The sequence below is a fragment of the uncultured Parabacteroides sp. genome, assembly GCF_905196875.1.
In the GTDB taxonomy this organism is placed as follows: Bacteria; Bacteroidota; Bacteroidia; order Bacteroidales; family Tannerellaceae; genus Parabacteroides.
The window spans coordinates 65,309-84,432 of sequence record NZ_CAJJWO010000010.1 but is presented as its reverse complement, the minus strand read 5'-3'; the positions used below and the strand labels follow the sequence as shown (position 1 = coordinate 84,432).

General features: G+C 42.5%; 19 protein-coding genes and 1 pseudogene. 15 read left to right on the top strand and 5 right to left on the bottom strand.

The genetic code is table 11. The annotated features are described in order from the left end of the window. The first annotated feature begins 59 nt into the window (after positions 1-59). The 9 genes from QZ076_RS06025 (at position 60) to QZ076_RS05985 (ending at position 9,121) form a co-directional block, all read left to right on the top strand. Entirely contained in the window at positions 60-938 is an 879-nt protein-coding gene (locus tag QZ076_RS06025; RefSeq protein WP_293711199.1) for a permease-like cell division protein FtsX, read from the top strand. Between the two features lie 15 nt (positions 939-953). After that, positions 954-1,196 (top strand): DUF3098 domain-containing protein, encoded by a 243-nt coding sequence (locus tag QZ076_RS06020; RefSeq protein ID WP_129732024.1) that lies wholly within the window; start codon positions 954-956, stop codon positions 1,194-1,196. Beyond that, the gene (locus QZ076_RS06015) at positions 1,193-1,993 is read left to right on the top strand and encodes an undecaprenyl-diphosphate phosphatase (RefSeq protein ID WP_293711197.1); all 801 of its coding nucleotides are present in this window, start codon (positions 1,193-1,195) and stop codon (positions 1,991-1,993) included. The genes QZ076_RS06020 and QZ076_RS06015 overlap by 4 nt, the downstream gene beginning before the upstream one ends. A 6-nt stretch (positions 1,994-1,999) precedes the next feature. Then, positions 2,000-2,731, top strand: coding sequence for a tRNA pseudouridine(55) synthase TruB (gene truB, locus QZ076_RS06010; RefSeq protein ID WP_293711195.1), 732 nt, complete (start codon positions 2,000-2,002; stop codon positions 2,729-2,731). A 33-nt stretch (positions 2,732-2,764) separates the two neighbouring features. Then, positions 2,765-3,814, top strand: coding sequence for a tRNA preQ1(34) S-adenosylmethionine ribosyltransferase-isomerase QueA (gene queA, locus QZ076_RS06005; protein ID WP_293711193.1), 1,050 nt, complete (start codon positions 2,765-2,767; stop codon positions 3,812-3,814). 9 nt (positions 3,815-3,823) lie between these two features. Then, positions 3,824-4,273: a 2-amino-4-hydroxy-6-hydroxymethyldihydropteridine diphosphokinase gene (gene folK, locus QZ076_RS06000; protein WP_293711191.1), complete on the top strand. Its 450-nt coding sequence runs from the start codon at positions 3,824-3,826 to the stop codon at positions 4,271-4,273. Positions 4,274-4,329: 56 nt separating this feature from the next. Next, positions 4,330-4,521 (top strand): hypothetical protein, encoded by a 192-nt coding sequence (locus QZ076_RS05995; RefSeq protein WP_293711189.1) that lies wholly within the window; start codon positions 4,330-4,332, stop codon positions 4,519-4,521. A 248-nt stretch (positions 4,522-4,769) separates the two neighbouring features. Continuing rightward, a complete protein-coding gene (gene metK, locus QZ076_RS05990) occupies positions 4,770-6,056 on the top strand; it encodes a methionine adenosyltransferase (RefSeq protein WP_293711187.1) in 1,287 nt (428 codons plus the stop codon). Between the two features lie 152 nt (positions 6,057-6,208). Further along, positions 6,209-9,121: a M16 family metallopeptidase gene (locus QZ076_RS05985; protein ID WP_293711185.1), complete on the top strand. Its 2,913-nt coding sequence runs from the start codon at positions 6,209-6,211 to the stop codon at positions 9,119-9,121. 38 nt (positions 9,122-9,159) lie between these two features. Here QZ076_RS05985 and QZ076_RS05980 read toward each other — a convergent pair whose 3' ends face one another. The 3 genes from QZ076_RS05980 to QZ076_RS05970 all read right to left on the bottom strand — a co-directional run bounded on the left by QZ076_RS05980 (position 9,160) and on the right by QZ076_RS05970 (position 12,874). Continuing rightward, complete coding sequence (locus QZ076_RS05980) at positions 9,160-9,930, bottom strand: ATP-binding cassette domain-containing protein (protein ID WP_278625163.1); 771 nt, start codon at positions 9,928-9,930, stop codon at positions 9,160-9,162. 2 nt (positions 9,931-9,932) lie between these two features. After that, on the bottom strand, positions 9,933-10,679 hold the full coding sequence (locus tag QZ076_RS05975) for an ABC transporter permease (protein ID WP_293711178.1): 747 nt from the start codon (positions 10,677-10,679) through the stop codon (positions 9,933-9,935). A 125-nt stretch (positions 10,680-10,804) separates the two neighbouring features. Beyond that, entirely contained in the window at positions 10,805-12,874 is a 2,070-nt protein-coding gene (locus QZ076_RS05970) for a cation:proton antiporter (RefSeq protein ID WP_293711177.1), read from the bottom strand. A gap of 116 nt (positions 12,875-12,990) precedes the next feature. On the opposite strand from QZ076_RS05970, the gene QZ076_RS05965 reads away from it, so the two are divergent. The 3 genes and pseudogenes from QZ076_RS05965 to lptB all read left to right on the top strand — a co-directional run bounded on the left by QZ076_RS05965 (position 12,991) and on the right by lptB (position 14,159). After that, a complete protein-coding gene (locus QZ076_RS05965) occupies positions 12,991-13,161 on the top strand; it encodes a 6-bladed beta-propeller (RefSeq protein ID WP_293711175.1) in 171 nt (56 codons plus the stop codon). 44 nt (positions 13,162-13,205) lie between these two features. Beyond that, a pseudogene (locus QZ076_RS21980) lies at positions 13,206-13,347 on the top strand (endonuclease); the annotation flags it as partial. A 59-nt stretch (positions 13,348-13,406) separates the two neighbouring features. Continuing rightward, positions 13,407-14,159, top strand: a complete 753-nt coding sequence (gene lptB, locus QZ076_RS05960; protein WP_293711173.1) for an LPS export ABC transporter ATP-binding protein — start codon at positions 13,407-13,409, stop codon at positions 14,157-14,159. On the opposite strand, the gene QZ076_RS05955 is transcribed toward lptB, so the two are convergent. Then, a complete protein-coding gene (locus QZ076_RS05955) occupies positions 14,156-15,046 on the bottom strand; it encodes a CPBP family intramembrane glutamic endopeptidase (RefSeq protein ID WP_293711170.1) in 891 nt (296 codons plus the stop codon). The two genes, lptB and QZ076_RS05955, sit on opposite strands and share 4 nt — an antisense overlap. Before the next feature lie 68 nt (positions 15,047-15,114). Continuing rightward, positions 15,115-15,360, bottom strand: a complete 246-nt coding sequence (locus QZ076_RS05950; protein WP_028730635.1) for an RNA-binding protein — start codon at positions 15,358-15,360, stop codon at positions 15,115-15,117. Between the two features lie 249 nt (positions 15,361-15,609). Here QZ076_RS05950 and tig point away from each other — a divergent pair, with 249 nt between their 5' ends. From tig to clpX, 3 genes are all read left to right on the top strand, one after another. After that, positions 15,610-16,962: a trigger factor gene (gene tig / locus QZ076_RS05945; RefSeq protein WP_293711166.1), complete on the top strand. Its 1,353-nt coding sequence runs from the start codon at positions 15,610-15,612 to the stop codon at positions 16,960-16,962. Positions 16,963-17,151: 189 nt separating this feature from the next. Beyond that, entirely contained in the window at positions 17,152-17,823 is a 672-nt protein-coding gene (clpP, locus tag QZ076_RS05940; protein ID WP_075558860.1) for an ATP-dependent Clp endopeptidase proteolytic subunit ClpP, read from the top strand. Positions 17,824-17,887: 64 nt separating this feature from the next. Beyond that, entirely contained in the window at positions 17,888-19,117 is a 1,230-nt protein-coding gene (clpX, locus tag QZ076_RS05935) for an ATP-dependent Clp protease ATP-binding subunit ClpX (RefSeq protein ID WP_293711163.1), read from the top strand. Positions 19,118-19,124 lie beyond the last annotated feature (7 nt).

Genomic DNA, 19,124 nt, shown 5'->3' with positions numbered 1-19,124 from the left:
GAGGTATGTGCTCTGTACATATCTCCTCAATTTGTTGAATAATAATAAGGTTACGTCTGATGGCTGAAAATAATAAGGTTAGCTCGGTTTCTTTCTTTAATTCTCGTCTTACGTCTATTATCAGTATTGCTCTGGTGCTCTTTCTGCTGGGCTTGATTTTACTGATGGGGTTGTTGGGGAATAAGTTATCGGTCTATGTCAAGGAGAACATTTCATTTTCAATTGTATTAAAAGATAACCAGAAAGAGGCTGATATTAAGAAAATGCAGAAAAGCCTGGATGCGCTTCCCTTTATCAAATCGACCGAATATATATCTAAAGAACAAGCTGCAAAAGAACTGGAAGAAGAACTGGGAGAGAATCCTGAAACATTTCTGGGCTTTAATCCTCTGCAAGCCTCTATCGAAGTAAAACTGCATTCCGAATATGCAAACCCGGACAGCCTGCAGCACATTGAAAAGAAAATAAAAACATATACATCTGTATCCGACCTGCTTTACCGTAAAGATATGATGCAGATGGTAAACGATAATATGAAACGTCTGAGCATTATCCTGCTCACACTGGCCGTTATGCTGATGGCCATATCATTTGTACTGATCAGTAATACAATCCGGTTATTGATCTATTCAAAGCGTTTTTTGATCCATACAATGAAATTGGTAGGTGCCACTTCCGGCTTTATACGCCGGCCTTTTGTCCGTTATAATGTGGTAAGTGGTATTTTTGCTTCTATCCTTGCAATATTGATGCTGACTGGTTCGTTATATTACTTACAACACGAGTTGGACGGCTTTATTCAATTATTGGATATGAAGGCTTTACTGGTGGTTTATGCCGCAGTATTCCTGCTGGGAATACTGTTATCTATTACGGCTACCATTTTTGCTGTAAACAAGTACCTCCGTATGGGTGTTGATAAGTTGTATTACATTTAAAATAAACAAAGAGAGATGGCTAAAAGAGATTTTGCATTCGGTAAAGAAAATTTTATTCTGATTGCAGTTGCTGTAGCAGTAATCATTATTGGTTTCATGTTGATGAGTGGTGGTGGATCAGGTGATGCAACCAGTTTTAATCCGGAAATATTCAGTACACGACGTATTGTTGTTGCACCGGTGGTAACTGTGATCGGTTTCGGTCTGATGATTGTAGGAATCCTGAAGAACAGTAAAGGTAAAGAAGTAACAGAATGAGTTGGTTAGAGGCCTTAGTGCTGGGAATCGTACAGGGACTGACGGAGTATCTTCCCGTAAGCAGCAGCGGTCATTTGGCAATCGGATCGGCCCTGTTTGGAATTGAAGGAGAAGAGAATCTGATATTTACGATCGTGGTCCACGTGGCTACGGTACTTAGTACATTAGTAATACTCTGGAAAGAGATCGAATGGATATTCCGCGGGTTATTCAAGTTTGAGATGAATAGCGAAACACGTTATGCGATCAATATCCTGATTTCGATGATACCGGTTGGTATCGTGGGAGTATTTTTCAAAGATAAAGTCGAAGCTATCTTTGGCTCGGGTTTGCTTATCGTCGGTTGTATGCTGCTGGTAACGGCTGCTTTGCTGGCATTCTCTTATTATGCAAAGCCGCGGCAGAAAGAAAAGATTTCGATGAAAGATGCTTTTATTATCGGTTTAGCCCAGGCTTGTGCTGTTTTGCCCGGACTTTCACGTTCGGGTACAACGATTGCTACGGGTTTATTGTTGGGTAATAATAAGGCGAAACTGGCTCAGTTTTCTTTCTTGATGGTGATCCCTCCGATTTTGGGTGAAGCCTTATTGGATGTATTGAAGATGGTTAAGGGTGAAGATGTGGCCGGAGATATTCCGACACTTTCACTGGTCGTTGGTTTTGTAGCTGCTTTCCTTTCCGGTTGTCTGGCTTGTAAGTGGATGATCAATATTGTGAAAAAAGGGAAGTTGATCTACTTTGCTATTTATTGTGCAATAGCCGGTTTGATCACTATTGCATGTACATTGATGAAATAATATAGAATGGATTTTATAGCAGGAGAGGTTTTATATTTTAACAAACCGCTGACATGGACGTCGTTCGATCTGGTGAACAAGTTCCGGTATAAGTTGTCGCGGAAGCTGAAAGTAAAAAAGATAAAGGTCGGACATGCCGGAACGCTTGATCCGTTGGCTACCGGGGTAATGATCGTTTGTACCGGGAGAGCAACCAAAAGGATCGACGAATTCCAGTATCAGACCAAAGAATACGTTGCAACGCTGAAACTGGGTGAGACAACGCCTTCTTTCGACCTGGAAAAAGAGATAGATGCTGTATATCCGACAGAACATATAACCCGGGAGATGGTAGAAGAGGTACTGAATTCGTTTGTAGGTATCATTCAACAGATCCCCCCGGTTTTTTCTGCTTGTAAAGTAGATGGGAAGCGTGCTTATGAACTGGCACGCAAAGGTGAAGAAGTGGAGTTGAAGTCGAAGACATTGGTGATCGACGAAATGGAGTTACTGGAATGTAACCTGCCGGTCATTAAGATCCGTGTGGTGTGTAGCAAAGGTACTTATATCCGTGCTTTGGCCCGTGATGTCGGTACGGCCTTACATTCGGGAGCTCATCTGATCGGGTTGGAACGTACCCGGATCGGAGATATAACATTGGATAAATGCATGAATCCGGAAGAGATAGATGCATTTTTGGATGAGGCGGTAGGAGATTGTCCGGCTGGTGAAGTTGGGTCTGTATCCTCTGACAAATGATAAGAATAAAAAGAAAATAAATAAAGTAACATTATGAAGCTGTCTAAATTCAAATTTAATTTACCGGAGGATTTGATCGCTCTTCATCCTGCAAAGAACAGGGATGAGTCCCGTATGATGGTTGTTAATCGTAACACCGGCGAAATAGAGCATAAGGTATTTAAAGATCTGTTGGACTATTTTGGAGAGAAGGATGTATTTATCTTCAATAACACGAAGGTTTTCCCTGCCCGTTTGTACGGGAATAAAGAAAAAACCGGTGCACGTATTGAAGTCTTTTTGCTGCGTGAACTGAACGAAGACCTGCGTCTTTGGGACGTATTGGTAGATCCGGCACGTAAGATACGTATCGGTAACAAACTGTATTTCGGAGAAGACGATTCGATGGTGGCTGAAGTCATTGACAATACTACTTCACGTGGCCGTACACTGCGTTTCCTGTATGACGGTAACCACGACGAATTTAAAAAAGCATTATATGCATTGGGCGAAACCCCGCTGCCAAAATATATCGACCGTCCGGTCGAACCGGATGACGAAGATCGTTACCAGAACATCTTTGCAACTGAAGAAGGTGCTGTTGTAGCTCCTGCTGCCGGTCTTCACTTCAGCCGTGAATTGATGAAACGTCTGGAAATAAAAGACTGTCGTTTTGCTTTTCTGACGGTTCATTCCGGACTGGGTAATTTCCGTGAGATCGACGTGGAAGACCTGACAAAGCATAAAATGGACTCCGAACAGATGATCGTAAACGGGGATGTTGTCGATATCGTAAACAGAGGTAAGGACGACGGACGTCAGATCTGCGCCGTGGGTACTTCCGTGATGCGTGCTGTTGAAACAGCAGTAAGTACAGACGGACACCTGAAAGAATTCGAAGGATGGACGAATAAGTTCATTTTCCCGCCGTATGATTTCAGTGTGGCAACCAGCATGATCACAAATTTCCACATGCCGTTGTCTACTCTTCTGATGATGACTGCTTCATTCGGTGGTTACGATTTGATTATGGATGCCTATGAAGTGGCATTGAAAGAAAAGTATCGTTTCGGTGCTTACGGTGATGCCATGCTGATCTTATAAACGTTGATTATGGCTATTGTATACCTTGCTTTAGGTACGAATATAGGAAATAAAAGACGGAATATGATAACGGCCGCCGCGCTGTTAGCTGAAAGGGTGGGAGACGTTCTCGCCCTTTCCGGTTTTTACGAAACGGAACCCTGGGGATTCCAGTCCGACAATACATTCTTGAATGCAGCCTTACAGCTGGAGACTTCATTGTCGCCGTTGGAACTGCTGAAAGCAACCCAGCAGATCGAACTGGAAATGGGACGAACGCAAAAGAGTAACGGGGCGTATCACGACCGTATTATCGATATCGATATATTGCTGTATGACGATCTTATTCTGCAGACTCCGGAGCTGACCTTGCCGCATCCCCTGATGCATGAGCGTCAGTTTGTAATGGAGCCGTTGGCGGAGATTGCCCCTGACGTAATCCATCCGGTATTTAAGAAGCCGGTAATCTCTCTTATGTAAGTGCAACATTTTGTGCTTTCTTTCTGTTTTTCAAATGAACGAATATAAATAAAACAATGAACGATATAGAAAAAATCCTGACAGGTGGCGGTATGGTCTTCAAGAAAAAGGCCAGTGAAGAAAATACCGGAGAAAGAAAAATCAAATATTCTGATTTTCTGAAAGGTACTCATAAATCGGGTTCGGCTAAGATGAAAGCTGAATACAAGTATAAAAAAGCACTTCGTAACACAAAGAAGAAAAAATAATTTTCAATTTTCAACTTTAAATTCTCAATTATTTGTATCTTTGCAACAGAATTGATGTGGATAGATTTGTATTGCTTGCAACCACAGGAAAAAATGCTAAAAACAAGATACTTTTCTTAGCCGTTCGGCATATATGATTCTTCCGTTATCAATTCATTATTAATAATCACTTGTCAGTATCAGGTTTCGGTCTGTGGTTTTTATAACTGTCAACTGTCACTTGTCATCTGTCAACTAATTTCAAAGTAATGAGTTATTTATTCACCTCCGAATCGGTGTCCGAAGGGCACCCCGATAAAGTAGCCGATCAGATATCGGATGCTTTGCTGGATGAGTTTCTTGCTTATGATAAGAACTCGAAAGTTGCTTGCGAAACCCTTGTTACAACCGGACAGGTTGTCTTGGCTGGAGAAGTTAAATCAAGTGCTTATGTAGATGTGCAGGATGTAGCACGCAACGTGATCGAAAAGATTGGTTACACTAAGAGTGAATACCAGTTCGAAGCAAAATCATGCGGTGTGTTCTCGTCTATCCACGAACAGAGTGGAGATATTAACCGTGGTGTTGAACGCGAAGATCCTTATAACCAGGGAGCAGGCGACCAGGGTATGATGTTTGGCTATGCTACAAATGAAACTGAGAATTACATGCCTCTGGCGCTGGATCTTTCACACAGTTTGTTGTGGGAACTGGCTGAGATACGTAAGAATGAAAACGACCTGATGCCTTACCTCCGTCCGGATGCAAAGAGCCAGGTAACTATTGAATACGATGACAACGGTAAGCCGTTACGCATCGATACGATCGTTGTATCTACCCAGCATGACGAATTTATCGGCCCGAAGGGTATCAGCCAGGAAGAAGCCGATATCGCCATGCAGAAGAAGATTGCAGCAGATGTAAAGAATATCCTCGTACCTCGTGTAAAGGCACAGTATCCGGCTCATGTACAGGCTTTGTTCAACGATGATATCATTTATCATGTGAACCCGACCGGTAAGTTCGTGATCGGTGGTCCTCACGGTGATACAGGTCTGACCGGCCGTAAGATCATTGTAGATACTTATGGTGGTAAGGGTGCACACGGTGGTGGTGCTTTCTCTGGTAAAGACCCCTCGAAGGTTGACCGCTCGGCTGCTTATGCCGCTCGTCATATCGCTAAGAACCTGGTTGCAGCCGGTGTAGCCGACGAAATGCTGGTACAGGTATCTTATGCAATCGGTGTTGCTAAACCGATGAATATTTTTGTAAATACCTTCGGTCGTTCCAATGTTAAGTTTACCGACGGCGAGATTGCAGAAAAGATCTGGAACATTTTCGATATGCGTCCGAAAGCTATTGAAGAACGCTTGAAGCTGCGTAACCCGATCTATCTGGAAACAGCCTCTTACGGTCACATGGGACGTAAACCGGAAACAGTGACAAAAACATTCACTTCCCGTTATAACCCGAAACCAACCATCTGCGAAGTAGAGTTGTTTACCTGGGAAAAACTGGATTATGTAGATAAAGTGAAAGAAGCATTCGGGATCTGATATCCGGAATAAGTATAGGAAGGCGGTTATTGCATATTGTTGCGATAATCGCTTTTTTTCGTGTAATAACCAATAATTAAATGCCTTATGAAGGTTATTTGAATTATATTTTCCTATATTTGGCTCCTAAGTAATTCCTAAATCTAAATCGTATGCGTAGAATTATTCAGCTTTTTTCGCTGGCCGTAATTATTTTACTGACCGCAGCCTGTAAAGAGACTTCCCCGTTTAAGTACGAGTCAGTCCCGAATGATCCCATGAAAGCACGTATCTATACGCTGGATAACGGCTTGAAAGTGTATTTGACCGTAAACAAAGAGACACCGCGTATCCAGACTTACATCGCTGTGAGGGTTGGCGGGAAGAATGACCCGGCTGAAACGACCGGGTTGGCACATTACTTTGAACATCTGATGTTCAAAGGTACGCAGAAGTTCGGGACTCAGAATTACGAACAGGAAAAACCGATGCTCGATGAAATCGAACAACTGTTTGAAGTATACCGGAAGACAACCGATGAAGGGGAACGGAAAGCTATTTATCATCAGATAGACAGCATTTCTTATGAAGCGTCGAAATATGCTATTCCGAACGAATACGACAAGCTGATGTCTGCTATCGGTGCGAACGGGACAAATGCCTATACGGGCTTCGATATGACTGTTTATACCGAAGATATCCCTTCCAACCAGATCGATAACTGGGCAAAAATCCAGGCAGACCGTTTTGAAAATAATGTGATTCGTGGTTTTCATACCGAGTTGGAGACAGTCTACGAAGAAAAGAACATGTCTCTGACCAGTGACGGACGTAAAGTCTATGAAGCCGTTTTAAATGCTCTTTTCCCGGATCATCCTTACGGAACACAGACCGTTTTAGGCACGCAGGAGAACCTGAAGAACCCGTCGATCACCAATATCAAAAATTACCACAATACCTGGTATGTGCCGAATAATATGGCGATCTGTATGTCCGGTGATTTTGATCCCGACCAGACTATTGCTATAATCAATAAATACTTCAGCCATTTGCAGCCGAATCCGAATTTGCCGGCATTACCGGTGACACACGAATCTCCTATCAAAGCTCCGGTTGTAAAGGATGTATTGGGAGTGGATGCTGAAAATGTGACATTAGGATGGCGTTTCCCAGGTGCTGCTTCCCCTGAGCAGGACTTATTGAACCTGACGGGTGAAATCATTAATAACGGAAAAGCCGGTCTGTTGGATATCGACCTGGTACAGCAACAGAAAGTACTTAGCTGTTATGCCGGTACTTATGATATGGCAGATTATAATGCATTCGTTATAGGCGGTCGTCCGAAACAGGGACAAACGCTTGACGAAGTAAAGGATCTTTTCCTGGCAGAGATAGATAAATTGAAAAAAGGAGAGTTCGACGAGGGGCTTTTAGAGGCTGCTATCAACAATTATAAATTGATGCAGATGTATCGCCTGGATAATAATTACAGCCGTGCCGATATGTTTGTCTCTTCCTTCATAAATGGTGTGGACTGGAAAGATGAGGTTGCTCAGTTGGATAGAATGAGCAAAATCACTAAACCTCAGATCGTTGAATTCGCGAATAAATATTTCGGTGACAACTATGCCCTTATTTATAAGCGGGAAGGCAAAGACCCGAATGAAAAGAAAATAGATAAACCGAAGATTACTCCGATCGTAATGAACCGCGACAGCTCAAGTGTCTTCCTGAAAGAGATCCAGGCTTCAAATGTGACTCCTATCGAACCGGTATTCCTGGATTATGATAAAGACCTGCAGAAACTGACCGCTAAATCCGGTATTCCCGTTCTTTACAAGCAAAATACAACGAACGATATATTCTCGTTAATGTATGTATTTGACATGGGGAATGATAATGATAAGGCAATGGGTACAGCCTTTGAATACATGAAATATCTCGGAACATCAAAGAAAAGCCTGAAGGAGATAAATGAAGAATTTTATCGTCTGGCCTGTTATTTCAGTGTATTCCCCGGTTCCGATCGCACTTATGTGATGTTGGAGGGTTTACAGGAAAAGATGCCGCAGGCAATGGCTTTGTTTGAAGAACTACTGGCGGATGCCCAGGTTAATAAGGATACATACGCAAATCTGGCAGATGATATCTTGAAGAAAAGAGCCGATGCAAAATTGAATCAGGGACAGAATTTCAATAAACTGATCCAATATGCTATTTGGGGGCCTAACTCTTCTGCTACTCATGTGCTGACAACTGCCGAGTTGCAGCAGATGAATCCGCAGGAACTCGTAGACCGTATCCGTAAGATAAACTCATACGAACATACTATCATGTACTATGGCCCGGAGAAAACACAGGCATTGCTGGACATTATAGAGAAATACCACAATGTTCCTGCAACGTTGAATCCGGTTCCGGCAGCCGCAGACTTTAAGCAACAGGAAACTACCGGAAATAAAGTCTTACTGGCGCAGTACGATGCCAAACAGATCTATTTCTCCGCTGTCTCTAACCGGGGTGAGAAATTCGATCCGGCTATCCAGCCTACATTGAATATGTATAATGAGTATTTTGGAGGAGGAATGAATGCTATTGTATTCCAGGAAATGCGTGAAGCACGCGGTCTGGCCTACTCCGCCGGGGCGTTCCTTATTACCCCTTCCAAATTAAAATATCCGTATGTATATCGTACGTTCATCGCTACTCAAAATGACAAGATGATCGATGCTATGAAAGCATTTGATGATATTATCAATAATATGCCTGAATCGGAAAAAGCTTTCGAGCTAGCAAAGGATGCGTTGATCACGCGTTTGCGTACGGATCGTATCACAAAATCGAATGTGTTATGGTCGTATATGAATGCACAGGATATGGGATTGAACGTAGATAGCCGCAAAGAGCTTTACGAAAAGGCACCATCCATGACTTTGGACGAGATTAAAGCTTTCCAGGAAAAATGGGTGAAAGGTCGTAAGTATACCTATTGCGTGCTTGGTGATGAAAAAGATCTGGATCTGAAAGCCCTTTCCGAGTATGGGCCGATCACAAAACTAAGTAAAGAAGAATTGTTCGGGTACTAAATAAAAAAGCTCCGGTCGATCGACCGGAGCTTTTTTATTTATCCTTCTTCCTGTTGCATCTCCACCTCTTTCACCTTGCGGAACAGGTCGGATGCAAAGATAAAGTCATTCAGTGCTTTATTGTTGGAAGTAATGACCTGATCTTTTGTCCCCTGCCATTCTTTGACACCTTCCTTGATGAAGATGATATTTTCTCCGATATTCATCACCGAGTTCATATCGTGGGTGTTAATGACAGTCGTCATCTTATATTCAGTCGTGATGTCGTGGATCAGGTCGTCAATCAGCAAAGAAGTCTTTGGATCGAGGCCTGAGTTCGGTTCGTCACAAAAGAGATATTTTGGATTTAAGGCAATGGCGCGGGCGATAGCTGCACGTTTCATCATACCGCCACTGATCTCGGACGGATACAAATGCTCGGCTTCCGAAAGGTTTACACGCTCTAGGCAGAACATCGCTCTCTTTTCCCTTTCTTTAAAAGAGTCTTTAGAAAACATATTAAGGGGGAACATTACATTTTCAAGAACCGTCATGCTGTCGAACAGAGCCGAACCTTGAAACAACATACCCATTTCCCGGCGAAGCATATTAAGCTCTAATTTCCCCATTGAAGTCAAGTCGCGACCGTCATACAGGATCTCTCCTGAATCCGGTTTCATCAGCCCGATAATATTCTTGATCAAAACCGTTTTACCGGAACCGCTTCGTCCGATAATAAGATTGGTTTTACCCGTTTCGAAGACGGCACTGATATTATTCAGTACGGTACGACCTTCAAATGATTTCGTTATATTTTTTACTTCTATCATTTTTACGTAAGCATTAAATGGGTCATTATTACGTCTGCCAGCAGGATCATGATACTGCTCATTACTACGGCGTTTGTACTGGCTTTACCAACTTCAAGCGCACCTCCTTTTACATAGTAACCGAAATAAGCGGCTATCGATGAGATTATGAAGGCATAAACCACTGATTTTATAATAGAATACCAAATATAGAATTCATTGAAATAAAACTGCAATCCGTATTCGAAAGAAGCGGGGGTCATTCCCGTTCCCGTCGAGTGGCTGGCTGCAATACCTCCCAATATACCGGTGAACATACTGAATATAACCAATACTGGAATAAAGATCATCAGCCCGGCAATTTTCGGCATGATTAGGAAATTAGCCGAATTCACTCCCATGATCTCCATCGCATCGATCTGCTCCGTTACACGCATAGTCCCGATCTCGGAGGCAATATTACTACCGACTTTACCCGCCAGGATCAAACACATGATAGAGGAAGAAAATTCAAGAAGGATAATTTCACGAGTCGTATATCCGATCGTAAACTTAGGAATCAGCGGAGAACTGATATTCAGCGATATCTGAATTGCGATTACCGTACCGATAAAGACTGAAATGATAATTACGATCCAAAGGGAGTCTACTCCCAGTTTGTAGATCTCTTTTATCAATTGTTTGAAGAACATGCTCCATCTGTCAGGTATTGATATGGATTTCCCCATCAACATGACATATTCTCCCATTCTATGTAATGCTTTATTCATCATTTTTTGAAGTACTTATCTGTTCCAGTCTGCAAATATAACTGAAATATGTCAACAACTGTTCACGCTTTATGATTTTATAGCTTACTAAACTGTCGACCATCCACCCCTAATTCTCAATTTCCTCAAGTCAGATACCTTGTACCTTCATCCATGCTAGCCTGTATCGGATAAGAGAGAATGAAGCTGTTGGATTGGAAATATTTATTCAGATATCCCGGAATACGGGGCATGACTGAATTATACGACAGACCTTCTTTCCGGCTGAAAATGATCCACATGCTGTCGTCGGCTTTCACGTCCCGGAAGACAATCAGAAAATCATCCCAGTCGCTGAAAGTTGTATAAGAGATTTCTCCGGCCCTTTTGGCAAACACTTTTTTTATGGCTTTTAATGTATCGTCCGAACCGTAAAATACCACTTTTGCTCCGGTATTCTGCAATACATTCCATATTCTGTCCATGATCTGAATGAAGCCGATTTCCTTTTCCGCCTGGTCAGGAATGATGATCAAATGGCGTTTGATGGTCGAAAGCGGTTGTACAGGTTTATATATGAAGGTCGTTACACTGCTATGTTGTAATACGTTTTCAACGATATTTCCGAGAAAAGCTGCCGGGATGTCTTTTTCTTTGTGTAACCCCAGGACAAGATCGGTTATTTCCCGCTCCTTGACAACGCTGGTGATAGCGTTGGAGATACTCAGGTCGTAGCGAAGTAACCCTTTCAGGCGTACGTCTGTGGCAGCGGCTGTGTCGACGGCTGTTTGTAACACCCGTTTGGACGATTTCAGAGCCTTTTCGTCCGAATTGTGGTTATCTATTACTTTGAGTGCGTATAACCCGCTGGTATTGGTTTTCGATTTAACAGCCAGGCTTAGATGGACCAATTCTTCAACCGTCTCTTCATTGCTGACAGGGATCAGGATATGTTCGTCTTTCGTATCATTCTCGTCGTGTGCCTCTTCAGACTCTTTCATGGCTATATTGTGTGCTCCCTTTTGAGCGGAGAAGGAGGCAATGGCACAGGTTACCAGGATCATCAGGATCGTTCCGTTCAGGACACTTTCATTCAGGAGGCGGATCGGTTCGCCTTCCGGTGTTGTTCCCAGTATGACGTTATAACCGACCATAACTGCCGCCAGGGTCGCGGCCGCCTGTGCATTGCTTAATCCGAAGATGACTCTTCGCTGGTCGACCGATAGCCGGAATGTTTTTTGCGTCAGCCATGCGGCGGCATATTTTGCAGCGGTAGCGACAACGATCATGACAATACCGACCTTTATCGTTTCGAAGCTGGTAAAGAAGGCTCTGTAATCGATAAGCATGCCGACGCTCAACAGGAAGAAAGGAATAAAAATAGCGTTACCGACAAATTCCACCCGGTTCATCAAAGGCGAACTTTGAGGGATCAGCCTGTTCAGCGCCAATCCGGCCAGGAAAGAGCCGATAATTGCTTCCATCCCTGCCAATTGTGCGAGGAAAGCACCGAAGAACACCATCGAGAGGACAAATATATATTGTGAGATATTATCATGTACCCGTTTAAAGAACCAACGTCCGATAAAAGGAAATACAAGCAATACGAACAACGCGAAAACAACGACCGATATACCGAGACGTATCCAGAACGCATCATCTGCATTTCCCGTAGCCATGCCGACAATGATCGTCAGCACAAGCAAAGCCAGTGTATCCGTGATCATCGTTCCCCCGACGGTAATACTCACAGCATTATTCTTGCTGATCCCCAGTTTACTGATGATCGGATAGGCGATCAGGGTATGTGAGGCGAACATACTGGCCAGCAATACAGATGTCTCCATGCTGAAATTAAGTACCCATAACCCTACGGCTGTTCCCAATATCATAGGAATAAGGAACGTGTACATCCCGAAAACGAGGCTTTTTCCGCTATTCTTCTTGAAATCTCCCATGTCGATTTCCAGCCCTGCCAGAAACATGATATAGAGTAAACCTGCCGTCCCTGACAGAATGATGCTGCTGTCGCGTAAAACGAGATTAAACCCATTCGGACCAATAATGGCTCCTGCAATGATCAAGCCAAGCAGATGAGGCACCCGAAGTTTATTCAATAGGAGCGGAGCTGCCAGTATAATAAGCAGAATCAGCAGGAATTTTAATACCGGATCTGCCAATGGCAAGGTAAAGTCTATGTTTGAAAGTAGGATCATGTTTGTCTTCTTTATTGTTATACAAATATAACAAAATTCATCGTGTTTCAGTTATTCAGCTTATATATTATATGCTGATGTAAATATGAATAAGTCCACAATCAAAGAGTGATGATTTGTCGGTGTTTGATTTTTCAAAAAACTATTCTCAAAAGAAGTTACGCCTTCAGGATATGGCAGATTTTGAATATGTACCATTGGAAACGACGGATGATGTCTTGTTAGGAGGGTCATCGGAACTTTCTGCTGTTAGTGATAAGTATATTCTAGTACATGAAGTTCGGTGAGGAGATATATTTGTTTTCGACCGTAAAACGGGAAAGCTCCATTCTCTTTGCGTTCGGAAGTTGCAGAATGTGCCCAAAAGGAACAGAGCGGGAACTTTCCTAAAGAAGTGTCATTAAGTAAACATAAGGCCCGTACTCCACGACAATCATTTCCCTGTAATGATTGTCGTGGAGATTAAGAAATGATAATAGTATTGTGGAAAACTAATTAATTGCGTTTCTTTGTACCCGTAAATTAGTAGGATATGGCAGATGAACAACAGATGGTGCTCCGTACGGAGGACCTGGTGAAGAAATATAGAACACGTACGGTGGTGAACCATGTTTCCATTAATGTGAAACAAGGTGAGATTGTAGGATTGCTCGGTCCTAATGGGGCAGGGAAAACGACTACATTCTATATGACTGTGGGGCTGGTAACTCCTAATGAAGGGAAGATATTCCTGAATGATATGGAAATCACAAAGTTCCCTGTTTATAAACGTGCCCGTAACGGTATCGGTTATCTGGCTCAGGAAGCTTCTATTTTCCGCAAGATGACAGTAGAAGATAATATCCGCTCGGTCTTGGAAATGACAGATACTACGGCTGAGTACCAAAAAGAGAAACTGGAAAGTCTGATCGCTGAATTCGGTTTGAATAAAGTCCGGAAAAATCTGGGTGACCAGTTATCGGGTGGTGAGCGCCGCCGTGCCGAGATTGCCCGCTGTCTGGCTATCGACCCTAAGTTTATCATGCTCGATGAACCGTTTGCCGGTGTTGACCCGATTGCTGTACAGGATATCCAGACAATCGTAGCTAAATTGAAACATAAGAATATCGGTATTCTGATCACCGACCATAATGTATACGAAACCCTGAGTATTTGTGATCGCGCTTATCTGTTGTTTGAAGGAAAGGTCCTTTTCCAGGGTACGGCAGAACAGTTGGCTGAAAATGAGATCGTTCGTGAAAAGTATCTAGGTAAAGATTTCGTTCTGAGAAAAAAAGATCTTTAATTTGCCATCTTTCTGATTTGTTGGGTACACAGGTAAAATAACAACAGGGTAACGATGGCCAATGCCGAGTATGGTAACAGGTATGTATCTGAAATATCTCCTGTAATAAATTCATTTTCTTTCAGGCGGTCGTCAGACATGCTGATAACAGCAAAGGCATTATTGACGAAATGAGCAAATACCGGGATCCAGATATTTCTGCTCCAATACAACAGGTATCCAAAATAGGCTCCCAGTAATACACGGGGGAGAAATCCATAGAATTGCATGTGAAAAGCGCTGAATATGATCGCTGCTGTCCAGATCACAATGTGATGGTTCGATGTCCATTTCCCGATGATCCGTTGCAGGGCGCCGCGGAAAAGAAACTCTTCGGTGATACCCGCCATGACGGCTACGACCAGCAGATTCGCTAACAGATTCATCAAACCGTCGCCGGATAGAAGCAAATTCGTCAACTGTTCGGCAAGTGCTTCCTGCGCTTTCATCCAGTTTTCGACAGGAGCCATAAAAGAAGGCAGAACCATCTGTTTGTTGAATAATGCTGTCAGAGTGATCGTTGGCGACATCAGAAACATGCTGATAAGCACCAGGAACAATATCTTGATATCCGGGCTTTTTTTCATCCAAAGATATTTTCCCGGGGTGGGGCTGCATAACCAGGCTACTGCAAGTGAAGGAAACAGAAATGTCCCGATCGCGGAAATCAATTGCATTAACCGCATTGCATCCGGATTTTGCATAAGATTACCGGATGCACCGTACAACAGGAAACAACTCCCTGCTCCGACCAGGGATGACAGAATGCCACCGAATAACAGAAATAGTAACAGTAGCAATAATTGAAACGTAGCCGGTTTTCCGGCATATATATCTTTTAATATCATATGTACAGTCATAAAAAAACTTCTGCCAAAGATAGCAGAAGTTTTTTATTTTTTCCAGGAAATGTCGATTACGCTCTAGGTCTGGCTTCTTTTACTACCATCTGGCGGCCTTCATATTCTGCTTCGTTCAATTCGGCGATGGCTTTTTTTGCTGCGGCATCGTCCGGCATTTCTACGAATGCAAAACCTTTAGATTTTCCGGTTTCACGGTCGATAATGATCTTTACAGAATCTACAACTCCGTATTCTTCCATTACTTGTTTCAAATCTTCTTCCCGAACACGATAGTTCAGGTTACCAATGTAAATGTTCATAAAAATAGAAATAATTAAAAAATAAAATTGTTACTTATGAAAGTAGTAAACCGGAGTTTGCGATCCTTTCACTTTACAAAGGAATACAATAATTTTAGATAAACAACATTTTGCAATAAAAAAAATAATATGCGTCTAAATTAGACTTACTTATAACAATTTAAGTAAACAATTTGCGAGATTAAAAGAATAACTCTAATTTTGCAGCCTAAAATTCGATACGACTATTAATTAAATAAATCATTCAGAATGAACGTTTCGCTTAAGAACATTGATGCCGTAAGCGGTATTGTGAAATTAGAAATAGTGAAGGCTGACTACGCTGAACAGGTTGAAAAGAGCCTGCGCAACTTCCGTCAGAAAGCAAATGTACCGGGTTTCCGTAAGGGAATGGTGCCGATGGGTATGGTAAAGAAGATGTATGGAAAACATGTACTGGTTGAAGAAGTAAACAGGTTGGTTTCTGATAAGCTGTACAACTATATCCGCGAAAGCAAATTGAATATATTGGGTGAACCGATGCCTAACGAATCAGAACAACAGCCCATTAATTTTGATACACAGGAAGATTTCGAATTCTGTTTCGATGTAGCTATAGCTCCCGAAATCAATATCGAACTGAGCAAAAATGACAAGCTTCCCTACTATCAGGTCGATATCGATGAAGAAATGATGGGTCAGCAGATCGATGCTTATACATCTAATTTCGGTACTTATGACAAAGTAGACGAAGTGGAAGAAAAAGATATGGTTAAGGGTACTGTTGCCGAACTTGAAAACGGTTCGCCGAAAGAAGGCGGTATCGTTGTTGAAGACGCTGTACTGATGCCGGCATATATGAAGGATGAAGCTGAAAAAGCTAAATTCGTAGGTGCTAAAGTTAACTCTGTAATCATATTCAATCCGAACAAGGCTTATGAAGGCGCTGAAGCTGAAATCGCTTCATTCCTGAAAGTCGACAAAGAAGCTGTTGCCGGTATCACTGGCGATTTCAGCTTTGAAATTACAGAAATTACCCGTCACAAGAAAGCTGAACTGAACCAGGAATTGTTCGATAAAGTATTTGGTGAAGGCGTTGTGAACAGCGAAGAAGAATTCAAGAACAAGATCAAAGAAGCCTTGACAGATCAGTTCACTCCTCAGAGTGACTATAAATTCCTGTTGGATGCACGTGAAGTTCTGGTTCAGAAAGCTGGCGAATTGAAGTTTGCCGACGATATGCTGAAACGCTGGTTGGTAGCTGCAAACGAAAATACTACAGCAGAAAAGGTAGAAGAAGATTTCCCAAAAATCATCGAAGACCTGAAATATCAGTTGATCAAAGAAAATCTGGTGAAGACAAACAACCTGAAGGTAGAAGATGCAGACATCGAAAACTTCGCAAAACGTGTAGCACAAGCTCAGTTTGCACAGTACGGTATGCTTTCTGTTCCTGAAGATGTATTGGCTAACTATGCAAAAGATATGTTGAAAAATAAGCAGACTTTGCAGAATATCATCGACCGCGCAGTAGAAGAAAAACTGGCTGCATGGTTGAAAGGACAGGTGGAACTGGATGTAAAAGAAGTTTCAGCTGACGAATTCAACAAACTCTTTGAATAATATTATCCTTCCGAAACCATAGTAAACACTATGGTTTTAACAAGAAAAAGGGTTTTCTCTCTAAAAAAACTCTTACCGGATAGCAAATAAGTTGTTTCTTTCAGAAATTTATTTATAACTTTGTTATTCCGATAAGTCAGAGGGGAATCCCTTTTTTTATGACTTCCGGTAATATAAAAATAGTAGATTATGGACGATTTTAGAAAGTATGCAACGAAACATTTGCGGATGAACGGTAATGCGCTGGATAGTTATATGAATATCACCAGCAGTTACATTTCTCCGACAATTATCGAAGAACGTCAGCTGAATGTTGCGCAGATGGACGTATTTTCCCGTCTGATGATGGACCGCATCATCTTCCTGGGAACACAGGTCGACGATTATTCGGCCAACGTGATCCAGGCGCAATTATTATATCTGGATTCAAGTGATCCCGGCAAAGATATATCTATATATATTAATTCACCGGGTGGCTCCGTTTATGCAGGCTATGGTATTTACGATACCATGCAGTTTATCGGATGCGATGTGTCTACAATCTGTACAGGTATGGCAGCTTCTTTTGCTGCGGTATTGCTGGTTGCCGGTACGAAAGGCAAACGTATGGCCCTTCCGCATTCACGTGTGATGATTCACCAACCTCTGGGCGGTGTGCAGGGACAGGCTTCGGATATCGAGATCACAGCTCGTGAAATCCTGAAAGTGAAAAAGGAGCTGTACACTATTATTTCAGACCATTCAGGTAAACCTTATGAAGAAGTAGAGCGTGATAGCGATCGCGACTACTGGATGACTGCCGAAGAAGCGAAAGCTTACGGTATGGTAGATGAAATCCTGGTCCGTGAAAAGAAGAAATAACAAAAACATAGACAAGGCTTTTGTGCCTTGTCTTTTTTGACAATCAAAAAAAAACAAATATTCTATGGCCAAAACAGGCGACTTTTGTACGTTTTGCGGACGAAGCAGTCGGGACGTTAACATGCTGATTAATGGAATATCCGGTGCTATCTGTGATGAATGTGCACAGCAAGCGTACGAAATTGTAAAAGAGCAACAACCTGCTAAGAAAAGCCCTTTAGGACTTAAGCAGACAGAACTACCGAAACCGGAGGATATAAAAACTTTTCTGGATCAATATGTAATTGGTCAGGATGACGCAAAACGTTATCTTTCCGTTTCGGTTTATAACCATTACAAACGGTTGCTTCAGAAAGTTACCTCGGATGATGTGGAGATCGAGAAGTCTAATATAATTATGGTCGGAGCCACCGGAACAGGTAAGACCTTGCTGGCGCGGACGATTGCTAAATTGCTGCATGTCCCATTTGCAATCGTGGATGCGACGGTGCTGACTGAAGCCGGTTATGTGGGAGAAGATATCGAAAGTATTCTGACCCGCCTGTTGCAGGCTGCAGATTATGATGTAGACGCAGCCCAGAGGGGGATCGTTTTTATTGATGAGATAGATAAGATTGCACGGAAAAGTGATAATCCGTCTATAACCCGTGATGTAAGTGGAGAAGGAGTACAGCAGGGGCTGTTGAAATTGCTGGAGGGGTCGATTGTTAACGTACCACCCCAGGGCGGAAGGAAGCACCCTGAGCAGAAAATGATAGCGGTAGATACGAAAAATATCCTCTTTGTTTGTGGCGGGGCATTCGATGGCATTGAAAAGAAGATCGCACAGCGTCTGAATACACGCGTTGTCGGTTATTCGGCCAGCAAAGATACAGCTCAGGTAGACCGGAATAATTTCCTGAAGTATATTACGCCGACCGATTTGAAGTCGTTCGGACTGATACCTGAGATTATTGGTCGTCTGCCTATTCTGACTTATCTGAACCCGCTCGACCGGAGTACGCTTCGTAGCATTCTGACAGAGCCGAAGAATTCTATTATCAAACAATATATAAAATTGTTTGAAATGGATTCCATCAAGTTGTCGTTCGATGAGGATGTCTACGAGTATATTGTAGATAAGGCTTTGGAATTTAAGCTGGGTGCACGTGGCCTGCGTTCAATCGTTGAAGCTATTATGATGGATGCTATGTTCAGCATGCCTTCAGAAAAGAAAAAGAAACTTCATGTAACACTGGAGTATGCGAAGGAGAAGTTTGAAAAATCAGATGTAAACCGTTTGCAGATAGCGTAAGTGCAGG